Origin of the sequence: Sphingobacterium sp. Mn56C, from assembly GCF_049319645.1 — a bacterium.
In the GTDB taxonomy this organism is placed as follows: domain Bacteria; phylum Bacteroidota; class Bacteroidia; order Sphingobacteriales; family Sphingobacteriaceae; genus Sphingobacterium.
This window is the reverse complement of record NZ_JBMOUC010000003.1, coordinates 324,244-341,979: the sequence shown is the minus strand read 5'-3', so window position 1 is coordinate 341,979 and position 17,736 is coordinate 324,244. Positions and strand designations below refer to the sequence as shown.

The window sequence follows — 17,736 nt, the reverse complement described above, 5'->3', positions numbered from 1 at the left end:
ATATAAAAAATGATTTTAAGGGCGCTATATTTTAGCAAGCAAAATACCTTTAGCAGGCTATTTATACATAAATTATACCGCATTACGCTAAGCAGAAATGAACAGCCATCTAGGCGTTGAATAAAACTTGCTTGAATTCAATCAATAACGTATTTTTGAAGTCCGATCAGCAAAGCTAATCGTTAATTTATCCATATGATTTTATCTGATAACAGAATCCTTGAAGAAATAGAGAAGGGTACGATTGTAATAGAGCCTTTTGACAGACAGTGTTTAGGAACAAATTCCTACGATGTGCACCTGGGAAAATACCTGGCGACCTATAAAGACGAAGAACTCGACGCAAAGAAACACAACGAAATTGCACACTTTGAAATTCCGGAGGAGGGTTTTGTCTTACGCCCGGGGACACTTTATTTGGGGGTAACACTGGAATACACCGAGACACACGGACATGTTCCATTTTTAGAAGGCAAATCCAGCACAGGGCGTCTGGGAATTGATATACACGCTACAGCCGGAAAGGGCGATGTAGGTTTTTGTAACACCTGGACCTTAGAAATTTCTGTGGCCCAGCCGGTACGCGTATATGCCGGAATGCCTATCGGGCAGTTGATATATTTCGTTGTTGAAGGCGATATAGAAACCTTCTACAACGCCAAAGGCAATGCCAAATACAACAACAAAACACTACGTCCCGTAGAAAGTATGATGTGGAAGAATGCATTTTAAAAATTAAAACCAAGGCCCTAAACGCATCGTTTAGGGCCTTGGTTTGCGCTACAATATAGTGACATATTAACCACCAAATTCCATTAAGTAAGCCTTTAAGAAAGCATCCAGATCACCATCCAGCACCGCTTGCGTATTTGAAGTCTCCGTATTGGTACGCAAGTCCTTAATCAGCTTATAAGGGTGCAACACATAATTACGAATCTGCGAGCCCCATTCAATTTTCTTTTTAGAGCCTTCGATTGCCGCACTTGCTTCCTGCCGTTTACGCATTTCAATTTCGTAAAGCTGCGATTTCAGCAACCGCAAAGCATTCTCTTTATTCTGTAACTGCGAGCGTGTTTCCTGGTTTTTAATAATAATTCCAGTAGGCTTATGGTGCAAGCGTACCGCTGTTTCCACCTTATTCACATTTTGCCCACCGGCACCACCCGAACGAAAAGTATCCCATTCAATTTCCGAGTCCTTCACATCAATCTCAATATTATCATCCACCAAAGGATATACATAAACCGACGCAAAAGAGGTATGTCTTTTAGCATTCGAGTCGAAAGGCGAGATACGCACCAAGCGGTGCACCCCATTTTCGCCCTTCAGATAACCGTAAGCAAAGTTTCCGGAAAACTGCAGTGTCACCGTTTTTATGCCCGCAACATCACCCTCCTGATAATCCTGTTCGGTAACCTTGCAGCCATGCTTTTCGCCCCACATAATATACATCCGCATTAACATGGCAGCCCAGTCGCAAGACTCCGTACCACCAGCACCAGCCGTAATCTGCAAAATCCCGTCCAGCTGATCCTCTTCGGCACTCAGCATATTTTTAAACTCCAGCTCCTCCACCTGCGTAAGTGCCTGCTCATACTGCTCCTGCGCCTCCAGCTCCGTCGCGTCGCCCGCTTGGAAAAACTCGTACATAACGCCCAAGTCCTCCACCGCATCAGATACCGCATCAAAATGATCGGTCCACACCTTAAGGTTTTTTATGGCATGCAACAGCTTTTCCGCTTCTTTCGGGGCATCCCAAAAGTCGGGGCTTAACGTGCTGGCCGTATACTTTTCTATTTCCGCTTTCTTGACATCGATGTCAAAGATGCCTCCTCAGGGACGTTACTCTATCCCTTAAATCCTGAATATGTTCTTTGGTCATAGCTTCAAAAGTAAGCAAAAAATAAAAAAGGACAGCCTACCAAGACTGTCCTTTTTCCATATTTCGATGGCAAGATTATTTTTTGATAAAATCGGCCATTACATTTAAGCTCTCCTCCAGGATAAAGTCAAACTCCACCTTCGGCTGTGGCTGTCCTTCTTTCCAAAGCGGCATACCATGCAATTCTAAAAGCTTATTGATACGCGCTCTATTCTTCGCTTTATTTTTATCACGCTCCTGTTTCAATTTCGTTTGGTTTAAGCTAATCTGCGAAATAGAATCCACCTTATTAAACTCTTCGATATCCTCCAGCAAAAACTTGTACTCCTGCGATTTCGCCATTCTTTTTTTATGGTTCTCCTGCAGCTTAGCGTTGATGTCTTTTAAGTCAGCAACTTTGGTAAAGTTCGTTTTGTTAATCTGGTCCCAAGGTAAAGCTGCCGCCTCCGAGCTTTCGCCAAACTTCTCTGCCGAGTACTGCGTTGGGAATACGATATCAGCGCTAACACCCTTATGCTGCGTGCTACTGCCGGTGATGCGGTAAAACTTACCGATGGTAACATTAATCTGTCCAAACTCTGGCGCCCCCTGAGGTGTATCCGAATCCTTATCAGCCCCCGACGCCTTCAGCAACAATTTGTTTGTAGGGCTTATAAAGCGCGACATCTGAACGGCCGACTGTACCGTTCCTTTACCATACGACGTTGAGCCCAAAATTATGCCACGGCCATAATCCTGAATCGCACCCGCAAATATTTCCGATGCCGACGCCGAGAAGCGGTTAATAATAACGCCGAAAGGCCCTTTCCAGGCAGCTCCAGGATCTCTATCCCGTTCAACATCCACGCGGTTACCCACATTTCTAACCTGTACCACAGGTCCCTGATCGATAAATAACCCAGTCAACTCGATAGCCTCTTGTAAAGAGCCACCACCATTATTACGTAAGTCTAATATGACAGCATCAACTTTCTCCTGGTTAAGTGTATCCAACAGAAGTTTGACATCGCGCGTTGTACTCTTATAATTGGCGTCACCATTTCTATACGCCTCAAAGTCGATATAAAACTTCGGCAATGTAATCACACCAACTTTATAATTTTTGCCATCGTCGCCCTTTACCGTTTTAATGGTTTTTTTCGCCGATTCCTCCTCAATAACAATTTTGTCGCGTGTTAGCGATACAATCGTCGGTTGTGCCGAGATATCCTGGCCTGCAGGTAATATTTTCAGGCGTACCACCGTACCCTTAGAGCCCTTAATTTTCGCAACAGCAGCATCCAAGCGCCAGCCAATAATATCCTCAAACTCACCATTTCCTTGCGCTACAGCCACAATGCGGTCATCCATTTTTAAGGTTTTATCCTTATATGCAGGGCCGCCGGCAATAATCTCTTTAATGGTTACCATCTCATTTTCCATCTGCAAGCGAGCACCGATACCCTCCAATGTATTCGACATACCCTCGTTGAAAGCCTGCGCAAAAGAAGGGTTATAATACGTTGTATGCGGATCCACAGCATCCGTATAAGCCGACATAATCAGCTGAAAAGCATCGTTAGCATTTGTTTTTTTCGCCTGTGAGATCAGGTTGTTATAACGTTTCTTCAACGTCTCTTTATTTTTATCGTCGTTCTTCACGCTATCCGCCGAAGCCAGGCGTAAGTTTAAAAGGTCAAACTTTACACGTTTACGCCATTGGTCCTTCAGTTGCGCTTCCGAAGTAAACCACGGCAATTTCTCTCTAAAATTCACATAACTCTCCTCCTTATTAAAATCATGAGGAACATCAATCTGCGTAAGCGCATATTCCATACACTCCAAATAGCGTTTCGAGTAAATATTAAAGATATAAAACGGCGTCGATAGGTCGCCATTCTTCATATCCTGGCTAATGGTATTTCTAAATTTCTGGATATCATCAATATCCGATTGCAATAAGTAATTCCTGCCCTGGTCAATTGTTTTTATCAAATTATCGTAAACGATATTAGATAGCGAGTCACTAACTTTAACTTTTTTATAACTATAGTTTTCCAGAATTCCCACGACCTCCTTGGCAATAATTTCATGCTGCAAGGTAGGTTGGATATTCATGCCCCCTTCGTCCAAAATCACACGTGGCTTAGAGCCGCAGGCTACCACAGAAATTAAGGCTAAACAAATTATTAAATTTCTAAACATATAGAATGGTTTATTGAATGTCATTATTTTTGTACGGTCAAATTCCAGGGCTTACACCTTCGAACACAAGCGCTAAAATTAAATAAAAAAATGTAAGCTTCTACCTTAAACACGTAATAAATACAAAAAATAGAATTTTTAGTTTACAAAAAGCTCCTTTCGCATTTTCCAATAGCTTGCCAGGTTTTGTTCGGCTTCAGCAACCTTATTTTGTTGTAGATTTATCTGTCCTAATTTCTCTTGAATGGCCAGCTGTAAATACTTGTTTCCTTGCTCCTGCGCCAGCTGTAGCGCCTGCTCCAGTTCCTTTCTTGAAATATCAAGATTTTTCTGCACCAATTTTGAAGAACCCAGGCGATAGAGAATCTCCGACAGCTCATGGTCGATTTTTTTAGAGTTGGCTAAGTCACGCGCTTGCAATAAAAACCACTGCGCTTCGGTATGCTTCTGCTGCATTTGGTAAATTGTTGCCAAACTCACCCAAGCCCCAATTTTACCTTCATAATCTTTCGATTTATTAAACAGCGGAATAGCTTTCCGGATTATGCTATTCTCGGCCGTCTTATAATCGTTATTATACGCCTGAATATAGGCAATCTTTACCCACGATTTTGCCTGATCCACCAGATTTTTACGTACCGCAGCTTGTTGTAAATAAGCCGCTTCATACCTGCCGGCCTGCTCGCTATTTCTGTCATATAAATACACCGACGCCAGGTTGGCTTGTATAGTCGCCATATCGCCACTATTTTGCTGCTGCATGGCGATCTGTAAGGCACTATCTAACAAGCTCTTTGCGCGGCTGGTGTTGTTGTGCAGCAGGGAAACCTTGGCATAAACATTCATAAATCCATAAATCAAACTACGATCCTCAGGATTACGATCCAAGTCAATCAAGGAATCCCAATTTAAAGAATCCGGAGGTATGGTCGATAGCCGCTGCTCAACAAGAGCCATATTGCTGGTATACTTAAAAGCAGTTAGCAACTCCTGAAAGCGTAAAGCCTGCACAATAGAATCCTGAAAAGCACCAATCTCGGCATAATTCTCCTGCAAGGCCTCTTTTTTAGACTTTGCTGCGGGCAGTATATACACCTCAGGGCCTATCCCCCGAAAGGTATGATTATATTTATGTACATAACCATCGGTAGGGGTTTCTTTCGTTACCACATTTTGCGCCAGAACCTGAAAATGAAAACTATTGAAACATAGCAATAACAATATGGTATTAAAAAAAATTACTCCTGGTTTTGGCCTCATAGATCAAATGTAAAAAATCTTGTCAACTTATAACAACGTAAACGTTAGCGGTTTTAGTATTAATTTTGTTTCTAAAGCCATGAAATAAGTAAGTTTGGTATTTTTGTAGGATAAAATTATAACGATATGGCAACACGCATTCCATTAGCAGAGCGGCTACGTCCAAAAACCTTGGAAGAATATGTCGGCCAACAACATATTATAGGTCCCGGTGCGGTGCTTAGCAATGCCCTGGCACGTAAGCATGTGCCCTCTATGCTGCTGTGGGGCCCCCCAGGTGTAGGGAAAACAAGTTTAGCCTATTTAATTGCCAAAGCCCTTGATCGCCCATTTTTTAGCCTCAGCGCCATTAAAGCAGGAGTAAAGGAAGTTCGTGACGTTATCGATAAAGCCGAGCAGCTTATGAATTTCAACCAAGAGCAGCCCATTCTATTTATCGATGAGATCCACAGGTTTTCAAAAAGCCAGCAAGACTCCCTGTTAGGAGCCGTAGAACGTGGGCTGATTACCTTAATAGGAGCGACGACTGAAAACCCTTCATTCGAAGTTATTTCCGCGCTTTTAAGCCGCTGTCAGGTATATGTACTCGAGAATCTCGGTGCCGACGAGCTTAAAGCCCTACTGAACCGCGCAATAACCGAAGACGATTTTTTAAAAAATGATACCATCGTCATCCAAGAATACGATGCCCTGTTACGCCTGTCGGGCGGAGATGCACGCCGTTTACTCAATGTCTTTGAATTGGTTGTCGATGCTGCCGTACCCCATAACACCCCATTACCAATGCCTTTGTTTTTAACCAGGTGCAGCAAAATATGGCGCGTTATGACAAGACCGGCGAGCAGCATTACGATATTATATCAGCCTTTATAAAGTCTATACGCGGGTCCGACCCAAATGCGGCGATCTACTGGTTGGCACGCATGATCGATGGGGGAGAAGATCCGTCATTTATCGCACGCCGATTATTAATATTAGCTGCTGAAGACATCGGCAACGCCAACCCCAATGCACTGCTGTTAGCTAACAACTGCTTTCAGGCTGTAAATGTTATCGGCTGGCCGGAGTCTAGGATTATATTAGCGCAGACCGTAACCTATTTAGCCTCGTCCGCAAAAAGTAATGCCTCCTATGCGGCAATAAACAAGGCACAGCAGATTGTAAAACAGACCGGAGACCTGTCTGTACCGCTGCATCTGCGCAATGCGCCGACAAAACTGATGAAAACATTAGACTATGGGCTGGATTATAAATATGCGCACGACTACCCCGGGAATTTTGTGATGCAAGAGTTTTTGCCAGAAGAGCTTAGCGGCTTAAAATTATACGATCCAGGTAAGAACGCTGCCGAAGAAAAAATCCGCCAGGCCTTGCGCGATAAATGGAAACAAAAATATACGTATTAGTAGGGCATATTTTTTCAATCTTGTAGTTGAAAATTTACCATTCCACGTTCGTGATATGCTTTTGTTGCCAATTCGCATTTAACTTTATACATTTGTGCCACATGGATACATTTACCGCAATAGATTTTGAATTGGCTACCGCCGCGTATACCTCCGTTTGTTCGGTAGGGATTGTAAATGTAAAAGAAGGAAAGATTGTAAACGAATTCTATAGCCTGGTGCAGCCACCCGACAATAAATACATGTGGCAGACGACACGCGTGCACGGCATCAAAGCTAAGGATACGGTAGAGGCACCCACCTTTTTAGCGCTCTTTCCAACGCTATTCCCGCTGCTGTTCAACGAGCATATGGTCGCGCACAACGAAGCATTCGATAGAGCGGTATTGCAGCAGACCATGAAATTATTCGGTTTGGATTACACCAGCTTAAAGCTACCCGAATTGTGGGAGTGTACAAGTTTAATCTATAAAGCAAAAGGCTTTCCTAAGACTAAATTAAGCATCTGCTGTCAGCTAATGAATATTCAGCTCGATCATCACGACGCCTTGTCGGATGCCCGAGCCTGCGCGTTGTTATATTTAAATCAAAACAATATCCCCGATAACTTACTGTTAAATACGTAATTATGAGTAAAATCGTCAATGTAATATTGGCTGGAGGAGTAGGTTCCCGTTTATGGCCCCTATCCCGTAAAGCTAGACCTAAACAATACATTCCTATATTTGAAGGGCGTTCACTTTTTGAGTTAACTGTTCAAAGAAACCAGCCGATTGTGAACCATACGATTATGGTAGGAAGCGTACAGAATGTAGATATTGCAAAACCTTTTTTACCTACCGACCATAGTGAGACTATAATTGAAGCGGTGCCCAGAAATACCGCTGCAGCCATCGCATTTGCCGCCCTATCTTGTGCTGGCGATGATATCCTTATTGTAACCCCTTCAGATCACCTTATTGAAAACGAAGACCACTACCAAAAGGTATTGAAAGAGGCTATAGAACTCGCAAAAAATGACTATTTGGTAACCTTTGGTATACAACCCACCAAGCCAGAAACAGGATACGGTTATATTGAAAGTGAGGGCAACGATGTGGTGTCCTTCCGGGAGAAACCAAACCTGGAAACTGCACGCGAGTTTTTGAAGAAAGGAAACTTCCTCTGGAACTCCGGGATATTTTGTTTTAAAGCTTCTGTATATTTAGAAGAGCTTTTTCGTTTCGAGCCTAAAGTATTCCGGGCATCGAAAGAGGCATTCGAATCGGCGCAAGGTGGACTATTGCCTGCCGATTTATCGGCAAAAATACCATCCAAAAGTATTGATTATGCCGTAATGGAGCGTAGTGAACGCATTAAAGTATTGCCATCGAATTTTGTGTGGTCGGATATGGGGTCTTACGATTCCTTGTACGATTACTTACGCCTTAAAAACCATCCGGTCGATGCGTCCGGAAATATGGTTATTGGAACGGATAAATATGTCTCTTTCCTAGGCCTTAATAATGCGATTTTAGTCTATACTGAGGATGCTATTTTGGTTGTCGACAAACAATCCTCCCAAGATGTTAAACATCTCTACGAAGAGCTTGAAAATATAAATTCGTCCTTACTGTAAAAAAGATAAATATCCAACAACAAGGTACCGCTGGCACATACCAGCGGTACCTTGTTGTTTTACATCACTTTTAAGGTCTATAACCTGATTGTTAAGCCAGTTATCTTTGGTTTTCCTCCCGTAGTGGAGTCCGCACTTCAACGACATCAAACCCCCGCATAAATACCCGATATCTTATCTTGTTTGGTCTCCCTAATTGATAGGGAAGGACTAGTAAAAGCAAAAGGTCAAACAGCAGGGGCGCTCCTGCAGCTTATAAGGAAGGAGCTGGCACATCCATAAATAAAGCAAAGCCTTCTGTTGGCAAGCCTACAGATTGGAGGCCGTATCTCCGCAGCCTATTTTTGTAGATCAGCAACAGCAAACAGCGACTGTAGTGCTGGAAAATAGTACCCTATTACAATTCTGAACACTTCCGGTAAAAACCAAACAGGTAGAGGTGTAGCGTTTCGGGAAATAAAAGTTGTGCTATCGGCAAAAAAAAGTTTTTTTGTAGTTTTTTATCCAATAAACGTTTTTTCTTTTTGTTATATCCCTATAATGCGAGTATTTTTGGGAAGTCTTTTTCGCCTTGTACAATTAACCTTACAAGACAACGATACATAACTATAACATCAACAACAATACACTTAAAATATGGCAAAGAACAAACACCAAGAAAAGCATGTGGATTATAATCCAGGACCCCGCGTAGGGATTACATTTTCAACATTTGATCTGCTGCATGCAGGACATATTATGATGCTTGCCGAAGCGAAAAGACAATGTGATTATTTAATCTGCGGGCTGCAGATGGATCCTACTTTGGATAGACCCGAAAAAAATGCGCCGTCGCAAACCGTTGTTGAAAGGTATATACAGCTGCGTGGCTGCTCCTATGTGGATGAGATCGTACCGTATTCTACGGAGCAAGACTTGGAGGATATTCTACGTTCGTTTAAGTTGGATGTTCGTATCGTTGGTGATGAGTATAAAGATAAAGATTTTACAGGTCGTAAATACTGCGAAGAAAAAGGTATTGAATTATACTTTAATAGCCGCGACCATCGTTTCTCTAGTTCAGGGTTGCGTAAAATTGTTGCCGAAAAAGAGGCGGCAAAAAGAGTTAAATAAGCAATACTATTTACATGGATAAGAATATAAAGATCTTTATTGCCGGGCATAACGGAATGGTGGGGTCGGCAATATGGCGCACGTTACTAGCAAATGGATACCAGAATTTAGTCGGGCGAAGTAGCGCCGAGCTAGATTTAAGGCAGCAGCAGGCGGTGTTGCAATTTTTTGCGCAGGAGAAGCCCGCCGTAGTAATAGATGCGGCAGCGCGTGTGGGCGGGATCTTGGCCAACAATACGTATCCTTATCAGTTTCTGATGGATAATATGATGATACAGAATAATTTGATCGATGCCGCATTGCAACAGGAGGTCGACAAATTTATTTTTTTAGGGTCGTCTTGTATCTATCCTAAATTTGCACCACAGCCTTTAAAAGAGGAGTACCTGCTTACCGATACGCTGGAGCCGACAAATGAATGGTATGCCGTGGCAAAAATAACCGGTGTTAAGGCCTGTGAAGCCGTTCGTAAGCAGTTTAATAAAGATTTTGTGAGCCTGATGCCGACAAACCTCTACGGTACGCATGATAATTTCGATCTGCAAACGTCGCATGTTTTGCCGGCGATGTTACGTAAGTTCCACGAGGCTAAGCTTAACAACCATGCTCCGGTAACCCTATGGGGATCCGGCACACCTATGCGAGAATTTCTTTTTGTCGACGATATGGCGAGCTCCGTACTTTTTGCGCTCGAAAATCGCCTGCCCGAGTATCTGTATAACGTTGGGACCGGTGTTGATCTTACAATCCGCGAACTGGCGTTATGTATTCAGAAAACAGTAGGTCATGCCGGCGATATTGTGTGGGATCGTAGCAAGCCTGATGGTACACCGCGCAAATTAATGGATGTTTCCAAAATGCATAAGCTGGGCTGGAAGCATCAGGTAGAGCTGGAAGAGGGAATACAGCGTACCTACGATTGGTTCTTGGCGCATATAGACTCCTATAAAGAAGTGAAGCTAGACTACGTTAAAAACACCAGCCTATAGCGGTATAAAAAATGCCGACCATAGGCCTGATGTTAATTGTTCCGCAGGTATGGAATAGGGTAGTACTTTTCTACCCTACCCCGGGTAGTGTCACTCGACGTTTCCTTTACGTCTTGATTTTCTTTTTATTAACTTTTTGTAAATTGAAAAGTCGCAATCGCCCTTAAACCCCGAAAATCTAAATTTTAGCTGGGCAGTATTAAATTGTCCACTCTTTGTCCCCCCTATGTAGCTTTTATTCTACAAGAAAATTCCGTTGTTTTGAAGCCTGTTAATCTTAAGTATTTATGGAAGAAAACTTTTATTATGTAGGCTTTGCCATTTTGTTTTTAATTGGTATTTGGACTTTTTTTGTAGAGCGTGGAAAATACAAACGCTTTCATACTATGATGGGGTTGAATATACAGGTCCGTCTTTACGAACCTAGTGAAGGGCGACGTAGCCCAAGCAAAGGGGTCGTAGAAATGAACTTAGAATGGATGGACGACAGTTTAAATGATATTGTTATTACCGATATCTCTTTTAATACCTCGGGGATGTATTTTCCATTATGGCAAAAAATCTATTTTGATTTTGGTACGCCAAAACCACAATTGCTTTCTATGGGTTTCCGGATGAAACCTAATATATATACCAAATACAAAGGAAAGAAGCGTAACCTACGTGTTTCCGGGCTTTTACGCCGTAAAAATGGGGATGTATTAACGTTTAAAACGCATTTAGCTTTTGTGCTTAATTATAAAGCAGAGGACGCTTTGGTTGAAACGTCTACGCCAGCGCTATAACCGAGCTGCTGCGGTATTAAAATTTGAGTTTTTACTTTTTTGGTATTTATATTTGAAATTAACAGCCATATCGAGTACTTTTGTTACTCAAACTATTGACCAATGCTGGATTCTTTAATTACATCCAAGACTCGATTAAAACTGTTGATCCGTTTTTTTATTTCGGCGGCAAACCGTGGTTATCTCCGCGGATTGGCCGAAGAGTTTAATGAATCTACCAATGCAATACGGAAGGAGTTAAATCAGTTGACGGATGCCGGATACCTTATCCGGGAAGAGGGGGAGTCAAAAATTTATTATCGAGCCAATAAGAGCCACGCTCTGTTTGGCTCCTTGCAGGGGTTAATCCATAGATTTTTAGGTATAGAAAAATTTGTCGATCAGATTTTTCAGCGTGCGGGATCTGTATCGCAGGTTGCCTTGGTAGGCGATTATGCGGAAGGTATTGATTCGGGCCATGTGGAGATCTTGGTATTGGGAGATGCTGTGAATAAGGATTATCTAACGCAGGCCGCAAAAAAGGCGGAAGTATTATTAGAGAAAAAGTTTACAGTCTATACTTCACTGCCTGAGCACATTAAATCGAAAATTGTTTTGTTTCAGAATAGCGAGCGTAAGGGAGGGATATGAAAAAGAAGATTTTAATTACAGGAGGAGCAGGTTTTATCGGTTCACATGTTGTCCGGGAGTTTGTAACTAAGTATAATAATTACCATATTATTAATTTAGATGCGCTAACATATGCCGGAAATTTAGAAAACCTAAGCGATATCCAAGATTTACCAAACTATACATTTGTAAAAGCCGATATTACCGATGCCGCACATATCGCAGCTATTTTTAAGGAATACCAGCCGGATGGTGTAATACATTTGGCCGCCGAGTCGCATGTAGATCGTTCCATTACCGACCCGACGGCATTTGTAATGACCAATGTTATTGGCACCGTAAACCTATTGAACGCCGCTAGAGAAAGTTGGAAAGATAATTATGAAGGCAAAAGGTTTCACCATGTTTCCACCGATGAGGTTTATGGTACCCTGGGCGAAACAGGTTTATTTACCGAGCAAACAGCCTACGATCCGCATTCCCCCTATTCTGCATCCAAGGCATCGTCGGATCACTTTGTACGTGCCTACCACGATACCTTTGCTTTGCCAGTTGTAATTACCAACTGCTCCAATAATTATGGGCCAAACCACTTCCCCGAGAAGTTAATACCGTTATGTATACATAATATCCTTACAAATAAACCACTTCCTATTTATGGAGATGGTAAATATACACGCGATTGGTTATTTGTAAAAGACCATGCTAAAGCCATTGATTTGGTTTTTCATAAGGGCAACAATGGCGAATCCTATAATGTAGGTGGTTTTAACGAGTGGCAGAATATCGACCTGGTTAAAGAATTGTGCCGACAGATGGACGATAAGTTAGGGCGACCAGCAGGATCTTCTGAACAGCTTATTACCTACGTTAAAGATAGACCGGGGCATGATTTGCGTTATGCCATCGATGCGACAAAGATCAATCAAGCGTTAGGTTATAAGCCTTCTGTTACCTTCGAAGAGGGCTTGTCGCTCACTATAGACTGGTTTTTAAATAACCAGCAGTGGCTGGATAATGTTACGTCCGGCGATTATAAAAATTATTACGCAAAACAGTATCAGTAATATGCAGGTAACAGAAACAAAACTTAAAGGCTGTTTTATTTTGGAGCCAACTAAATTTGGAGACCAAAGGGGGTATTTCTTTGAAAGTTTTAATGCACGAACTTTTAATACCCTAACCGGCACAGATACATATTTTGTACAAGACAACCAGTCGTTTTCTACCAAAGGGGTATTACGGGGGTTGCATGCACAGGCAGGAGAGTATGCGCAGGCGAAATTGGTACGCGTATTACAAGGCCGTGTAGTGGATGTTGCGGTAGACGTGAGACCCGGATCGGAAACTTTTGGACAGCATGTTGCGGTAGAATTATCAGCCGAAAATAACCTTCAGCTTTTTGTGCCACGCGGTTTTCTGCATGGTTTTGTCGTGCTATCGGAGGAGGCTACATTTTTTTATAAATGCGATAATTTCTATAATAAAGAATCCGAATGTGGCGTGAAATTCGACGATCCGACCTTGGCCATAGATTGGATTTTGCCACAGCATGACTTATTGATTTCCGAAAAAGATGCTATTTTACCCAGCTTTAAAGAAGTGTTTGGGTAAACGTTAAAAGTAAAAAGAACATGAGAATATTAGTTACCGGTGCGCAAGGCCAATTGGGGTCTGAACTTAAAGAGCTTTTATCTTTAGATAAGGATAAGGACTGCTTTTTTCTAGACCGTAAGCAGTTGCCTTTAGATCATATCATGCATATACAGGATATGTTGGCTATGTACGAACCGGATATCATAATCCATGCCGCAGCCTATACTGCTGTGGATAAGGCAGAAACGGAAACGGAGATGGCCAATATCGTTAACCACCTCGCTTCGGAAGAGATTGCGCAATACTGCCGCTTACATGGGGCTAAGTTAATCGCTATTTCCACCGACTATGTATTCGATGGAAATTCTGACATACCCTTAACCGAAGAGGCTGAAACAGCACCGATAAGCGCCTATGGCAAAAGTAAACTCCTGGGGGAGCTGGCGATTCAAAAGTGGGCACCCGACAGTATTATTATCCGTACCGCCTGGGTGTATTCTACGTATGGGAATAATTTTGTGAAAACCATGCTCCGGTTAATGAACGAAAGGGATGAAATTTCTGTAGTTGACGACCAGATAGGGGCGCCAACTTATGCCAGAGACCTCGCCCAAGCCATCGTTACGATTATCGATTCTGGGAAATGGGAAGCAGGTATATACCATTATTCCAATGCAGGTAGATTATCATGGTACGATTTCGCTGTCGCCATTCGCGAATTTGGACAACAGGATTGTAAAATAAACCCAATCCCAACCTCAGCATACCCAACGCCAGCAAAACGACCGAAATATTCATTATTAGATAAAACAAAAATCCAGCAGGTCTATGCTGTAAACGTGCCCGAGTGGTCGGATAGTTTGCGACAGATGTTGTCGGCGTTGCAAGTAGAACCTTATAAACAAAATAAAAAATAGCGTTATGAAAGGTATTATACTAGCAGGAGGCTCCGGAACGCGTTTGCACCCCCTAACATTGGCGGTATCAAAACAGCTAATACCGGTATACGATAAACCGATGATCTATTATCCACTCAGTACGTTGATGCTGGCCGGAATAAATGAAATCTTAATTATCTCCACTCCGCAGGATTTACCACATTTTCGGAAATTATTGGGCGATGGATCACAGCTTGGTTGCCAATTTTCCTATATCGAACAACCTAGTCCAGATGGCTTAGCACAGGCTTTTATCTTAGGTGCTGATTTTATTGGTGAGGATAAGGTGGCTTTAATTTTGGGCGATAATATTTTTTATGGTTCGGGAATGTCTAAGCTGTTGCAAAATTGTGCCAACCCGGATGGAGGAATAGTGTTTGCTTATTCCGTTAGGGACCCGGAGCGCTATGGTGTGGTAGCGTTTGATACGGAACAAAATGTGGTTTCCATTGAAGAAAAACCTAAACAGCCGAAATCTAATTATGCTGTGCCTGGTTTGTATTTCTATGATAACGATGTGGTTGCTATCGCAAAGCGTATAAAACCTTCCGAGCGTGGTGAATTAGAAATTACGGATATTAATAAGGAGTATTTAAAGCGCGGGAAATTGAAAGTGGGGATTTTTGATCGGGGAACCGCTTGGTTGGATACGGGGACTATTCAATCTTTAATGCAGGCTGGTCAATTTGTGCAGGTAATCGAAGAACGCCAAAACCTTAAAATCGCTGCTATTGAGGAGGTGGCTTTTCGTATGGGGTATATTAATAAACAACAACTTATACAGGTTGCTGAACCGTTGCGAAAAAGTGGTTATGGGGAATATTTATTGCGAATAGCAGAATTATAGGCCTTTTATTAAAAAATTTTTAAAAACGAGTACTTTTGGTACTCATTTTGTTAAGCTGTTTCCGTATTTTCTTTTATTAAAAAATCATGGATAACGCAAAACTATTGCAAACTGTGAAATAAATTATGGAAATCTTTGAATGGATAAAAAAGATTTTTCTGTTTAATTTTTTAAAACGATTTAGGATTGTTTATTTATAAATGTAGAATTATAATATTAAAAATAGAAAATGAGTAAAATATTAATTACCGGTGGAGCTGGATTTATAGGCTCTAACTTAACCGAGCACTTTTTAAAAGCAGGCCATAATGTGGTGGTCTTGGACAACTTTGCAACAGGACATTTGCATAATATTCAGCAGCACTTGGAGAATTCTAATTTTACTTTAATTGAAGGAGATATTCGAAACGTTGAAGATTGTAAACAAGCAGTAGAAGGGGTAGACTATGTGTTACATCAGGCGGCGTTGGGCTCGGTACCGCGTTCTATTAAAGATCCACAAACTTCGAACGAAGTAAATGTTACCGGTTTTTTAAATATGCTTGTTGCTGCACGAGATGCGGGGGTAAAACGTTTTGTTTACGCTGCCTCTTCTTCAACCTATGGCGATTCAGAAAGCCTTCCTAAGGTAGAAGATGTTATTGGAAAGCCGTTATCTCCGTATGCCATTACAAAATATGTAAATGAATTGTACGCAGATATTTTTTCCAAGACTTATGGGTTGGAGACAATTGGTTTACGCTATTTTAACGTATTTGGTCGTAGGCAAGATCCTAATGGTGCATATGCCGCGGTAATACCTTTGTTTGTCAAGCAGTTTTTAAACCACGAAAGTCCAGTGATTAATGGGGCAGGGGACTATTCTCGCGATTTTACCTACATAGATAATGTAATTCAAATGAACGCGCTTGCCATTACTACAACAAATCCAGATGCCGTAAATACGGTATACAATACAGCAGTTGGTGATCGAACTACTTTAAACGAACTTGTGGGGTATTTAAAAGAATTTTTATCGGAGTATGATGCTGAAATAGCTAATGTAGAAATTATTCATGGCCCTAACCGCCAGGGTGATATACCACATTCTTTGGCTTCTATAGCGAAGGCAGAACGTTTGTTAGGTTATAAACCTACACATGTTATCCGTGAAGGGCTGAAAGAAGCCGTAAAATGGTACAAAGAAAATCTTTAATAAAATTTAAATAGTAAATAACGTTTATATACATGAAAAACATTGCAGTAATAGGTTTAGGATATGTTGGTTTGCCATTAGCACGTTTGCTAGCTACAAAGTATCCAGTTATTGGTTTTGATATTAACCAAAAACGTATAGACGAGTTACGTCAAGGGAAAGACTTTACATTAGAAGTTGAAGATGATATTTTACAGGCTGTGCTGGTAAATGAAAATCCAATTCAACAAAAAATACAAGGTTTATACTGTTCAAATCAGCTGAATGATATTGAAAACGCAAATTTTTATATCGTTACGGTACCTACACCTGTAGATAAAAATAATAGACCAGATCTTACTCCGCTCTATAAAGCATCGGAAACTGTGGGTAAGGTTCTTAAAAAAGGAGATATTGTTGTTTATGAATCGACAGTGTATCCTGGAGTTACTGAAGAAGAATGTATTCCAGTTTTAGAAAAGGTTTCAGGTTTAAAATTTAATGTAGACTTTTTTGCGGGTTATTCTCCAGAGCGTATTAATCCTGGGGATAAACAACATACTGTAGAGAAAATCTTAAAAGTTACATCTGGATCAACACCCGAAATTGGTAAAGAGGTAGATGCTGTTTATAATTCTGTAATCACGGCAGGTACCCATTTGGCGCCTACAATTCGTGTAGCAGAAGCGGCTAAAGTTATTGAAAATTCGCAACGTGATATAAATATTGCCTTCGTTAATGAGCTTGCTAAAATATTTAATATCCTGGAGATTGATACTCATGCAGTATTGGAAGCTGCTGGCACAAAGTGGAACTTTTTACCTTTTAAACCGGGATTAGTTGGTGGGCACTGTATTGGCGTTGACCCTTATTATTTAGCACAAAAGGCACAGGAACACGGTTATCATCCTGAGATTATCTTGGCTGGCCGCCGTTTAAATGACTCTATGGGCGAATATGTTGCTTCACAGGTTGTGAAAACAATGATTAAAAAGGGTATCAATGTTAATGGTGCTGAAATTTTAATGTTAGGAATAACGTTTAAAGAAAATTGCCCTGATGTACGTAATACCAAAATTGTGGATGTTATTGCTGCATTAGAGGATTATGGCGTTAAGGTTACAGCTTATGATCCTTGGGCAAATCCTAATGAGGTAAATCATGAATATAAAATTTTAAGTGTTCGCGAGTTGCCTAATCAAAAATTTGATGCTATTGTCCTTGGTGTTGCACATAATGAATTTTTAAAGCTTGATTTGGATGAATTGAAAAAAGAACAGGCTATTGTGTATGACGTAAAGGGTGGATTAACTAATGTAGATGCTAAGTTGTAAT

At 41.4% G+C, this 17,736-nt stretch carries 16 protein-coding genes and 1 pseudogene; 14 read left to right on the top strand and 3 right to left on the bottom strand.

Features of this window, described 5'->3' with window-relative positions:
* Positions 1 to 195 precede the first annotated feature (195 nt).
* Positions 196 to 732, top strand: a complete 537-nt coding sequence (gene dcd, locus ACL9RF_RS11065; protein ID WP_422800690.1) for a dCTP deaminase — start codon at positions 196 to 198, stop codon at positions 730 to 732.
* A gap of 66 nt (positions 733 to 798) precedes the next feature.
* Here dcd and prfB read toward each other — a convergent pair.
* The 3 genes from prfB to ACL9RF_RS11050 form a co-directional block, all read right to left on the bottom strand.
* Positions 799 to 1,882, bottom strand: a protein-coding gene (gene prfB / locus ACL9RF_RS11060; RefSeq protein WP_422800689.1) for a peptide chain release factor 2 whose coding sequence is annotated in 2 segments (ribosomal slippage) — positions 799 to 1,821 and positions 1,823 to 1,882 — 1,083 coding nt in all. Because the reading frame shifts where the segments join, the coding sequence is not laid out codon by codon here.
* A 75-nt stretch (positions 1,883 to 1,957) separates the two neighbouring features.
* Positions 1,958 to 4,066 (bottom strand): carboxy terminal-processing peptidase, encoded by a 2,109-nt coding sequence (locus ACL9RF_RS11055; protein WP_422800688.1) that lies wholly within the window; start codon positions 4,064 to 4,066, stop codon positions 1,958 to 1,960.
* A 138-nt stretch (positions 4,067 to 4,204) separates the two neighbouring features.
* Positions 4,205 to 5,326 (bottom strand): tetratricopeptide repeat protein, encoded by a 1,122-nt coding sequence (locus tag ACL9RF_RS11050; protein WP_422800687.1) that lies wholly within the window; start codon positions 5,324 to 5,326, stop codon positions 4,205 to 4,207.
* A gap of 126 nt (positions 5,327 to 5,452) precedes the next feature.
* Between ACL9RF_RS11050 and ACL9RF_RS11045 the strand changes: the two are divergent.
* The 13 genes and pseudogenes from ACL9RF_RS11045 (at position 5,453) to ACL9RF_RS10985 (ending at position 17,735) form a co-directional block, all read left to right on the top strand.
* A pseudogene (locus tag ACL9RF_RS11045) lies at positions 5,453 to 6,732 on the top strand (replication-associated recombination protein A).
* 101 nt (positions 6,733 to 6,833) lie between these two features.
* On the top strand, positions 6,834 to 7,358 hold the full coding sequence (locus tag ACL9RF_RS11040) for an exonuclease domain-containing protein (protein WP_422800686.1): 525 nt from the start codon (positions 6,834 to 6,836) through the stop codon (positions 7,356 to 7,358).
* A gap of 2 nt (positions 7,359 to 7,360) precedes the next feature.
* Positions 7,361 to 8,350: a mannose-1-phosphate guanylyltransferase gene (locus ACL9RF_RS11035; RefSeq protein ID WP_422800685.1), complete on the top strand. Its 990-nt coding sequence runs from the start codon at positions 7,361 to 7,363 to the stop codon at positions 8,348 to 8,350.
* 636 nt (positions 8,351 to 8,986) lie between these two features.
* On the top strand, positions 8,987 to 9,463 hold the full coding sequence (locus ACL9RF_RS11030) for an adenylyltransferase/cytidyltransferase family protein (protein ID WP_422800684.1): 477 nt from the start codon (positions 8,987 to 8,989) through the stop codon (positions 9,461 to 9,463).
* Between the two features lie 14 nt (positions 9,464 to 9,477).
* Positions 9,478 to 10,452: a GDP-L-fucose synthase family protein gene (locus ACL9RF_RS11025; protein ID WP_422800683.1), complete on the top strand. Its 975-nt coding sequence runs from the start codon at positions 9,478 to 9,480 to the stop codon at positions 10,450 to 10,452.
* Positions 10,453 to 10,739: 287 nt separating this feature from the next.
* Positions 10,740 to 11,237, top strand: a complete 498-nt coding sequence (locus tag ACL9RF_RS11020) for a hypothetical protein (protein ID WP_422800682.1) — start codon at positions 10,740 to 10,742, stop codon at positions 11,235 to 11,237.
* A 102-nt stretch (positions 11,238 to 11,339) separates the two neighbouring features.
* Positions 11,340 to 11,867, top strand: a complete 528-nt coding sequence (locus ACL9RF_RS11015; protein WP_422800681.1) for an ArsR family transcriptional regulator — start codon at positions 11,340 to 11,342, stop codon at positions 11,865 to 11,867.
* Positions 11,864 to 12,913 carry a dTDP-glucose 4,6-dehydratase gene (gene rfbB / locus ACL9RF_RS11010; RefSeq protein ID WP_422800680.1) on the top strand — a complete coding sequence of 350 codons (1,050 nt, stop codon included), beginning with the start codon at positions 11,864 to 11,866 and terminating at the stop codon, positions 12,911 to 12,913. Before ACL9RF_RS11015 ends, rfbB begins: the two co-directional genes overlap by 4 nt.
* A gap of 1 nt (position 12,914) precedes the next feature.
* Positions 12,915 to 13,460 (top strand): dTDP-4-dehydrorhamnose 3,5-epimerase, encoded by a 546-nt coding sequence (gene rfbC, locus ACL9RF_RS11005; RefSeq protein ID WP_422800679.1) that lies wholly within the window; start codon positions 12,915 to 12,917, stop codon positions 13,458 to 13,460.
* 20 nt (positions 13,461 to 13,480) lie between these two features.
* Positions 13,481 to 14,359, top strand: coding sequence for a dTDP-4-dehydrorhamnose reductase (rfbD, locus tag ACL9RF_RS11000; RefSeq protein WP_422800678.1), 879 nt, complete (start codon positions 13,481 to 13,483; stop codon positions 14,357 to 14,359).
* 4 nt (positions 14,360 to 14,363) lie between these two features.
* The gene (gene rfbA, locus ACL9RF_RS10995) at positions 14,364 to 15,227 is read left to right on the top strand and encodes a glucose-1-phosphate thymidylyltransferase RfbA (protein ID WP_422800677.1); all 864 of its coding nucleotides are present in this window, start codon (positions 14,364 to 14,366) and stop codon (positions 15,225 to 15,227) included.
* A gap of 229 nt (positions 15,228 to 15,456) precedes the next feature.
* Entirely contained in the window at positions 15,457 to 16,422 is a 966-nt protein-coding gene (locus ACL9RF_RS10990; protein WP_422800676.1) for an SDR family oxidoreductase, read from the top strand.
* Between the two features lie 32 nt (positions 16,423 to 16,454).
* Entirely contained in the window at positions 16,455 to 17,735 is a 1,281-nt protein-coding gene (locus tag ACL9RF_RS10985; RefSeq protein ID WP_422800675.1) for a nucleotide sugar dehydrogenase, read from the top strand.
* Position 17,736: the final 1 nt, after the last annotated feature.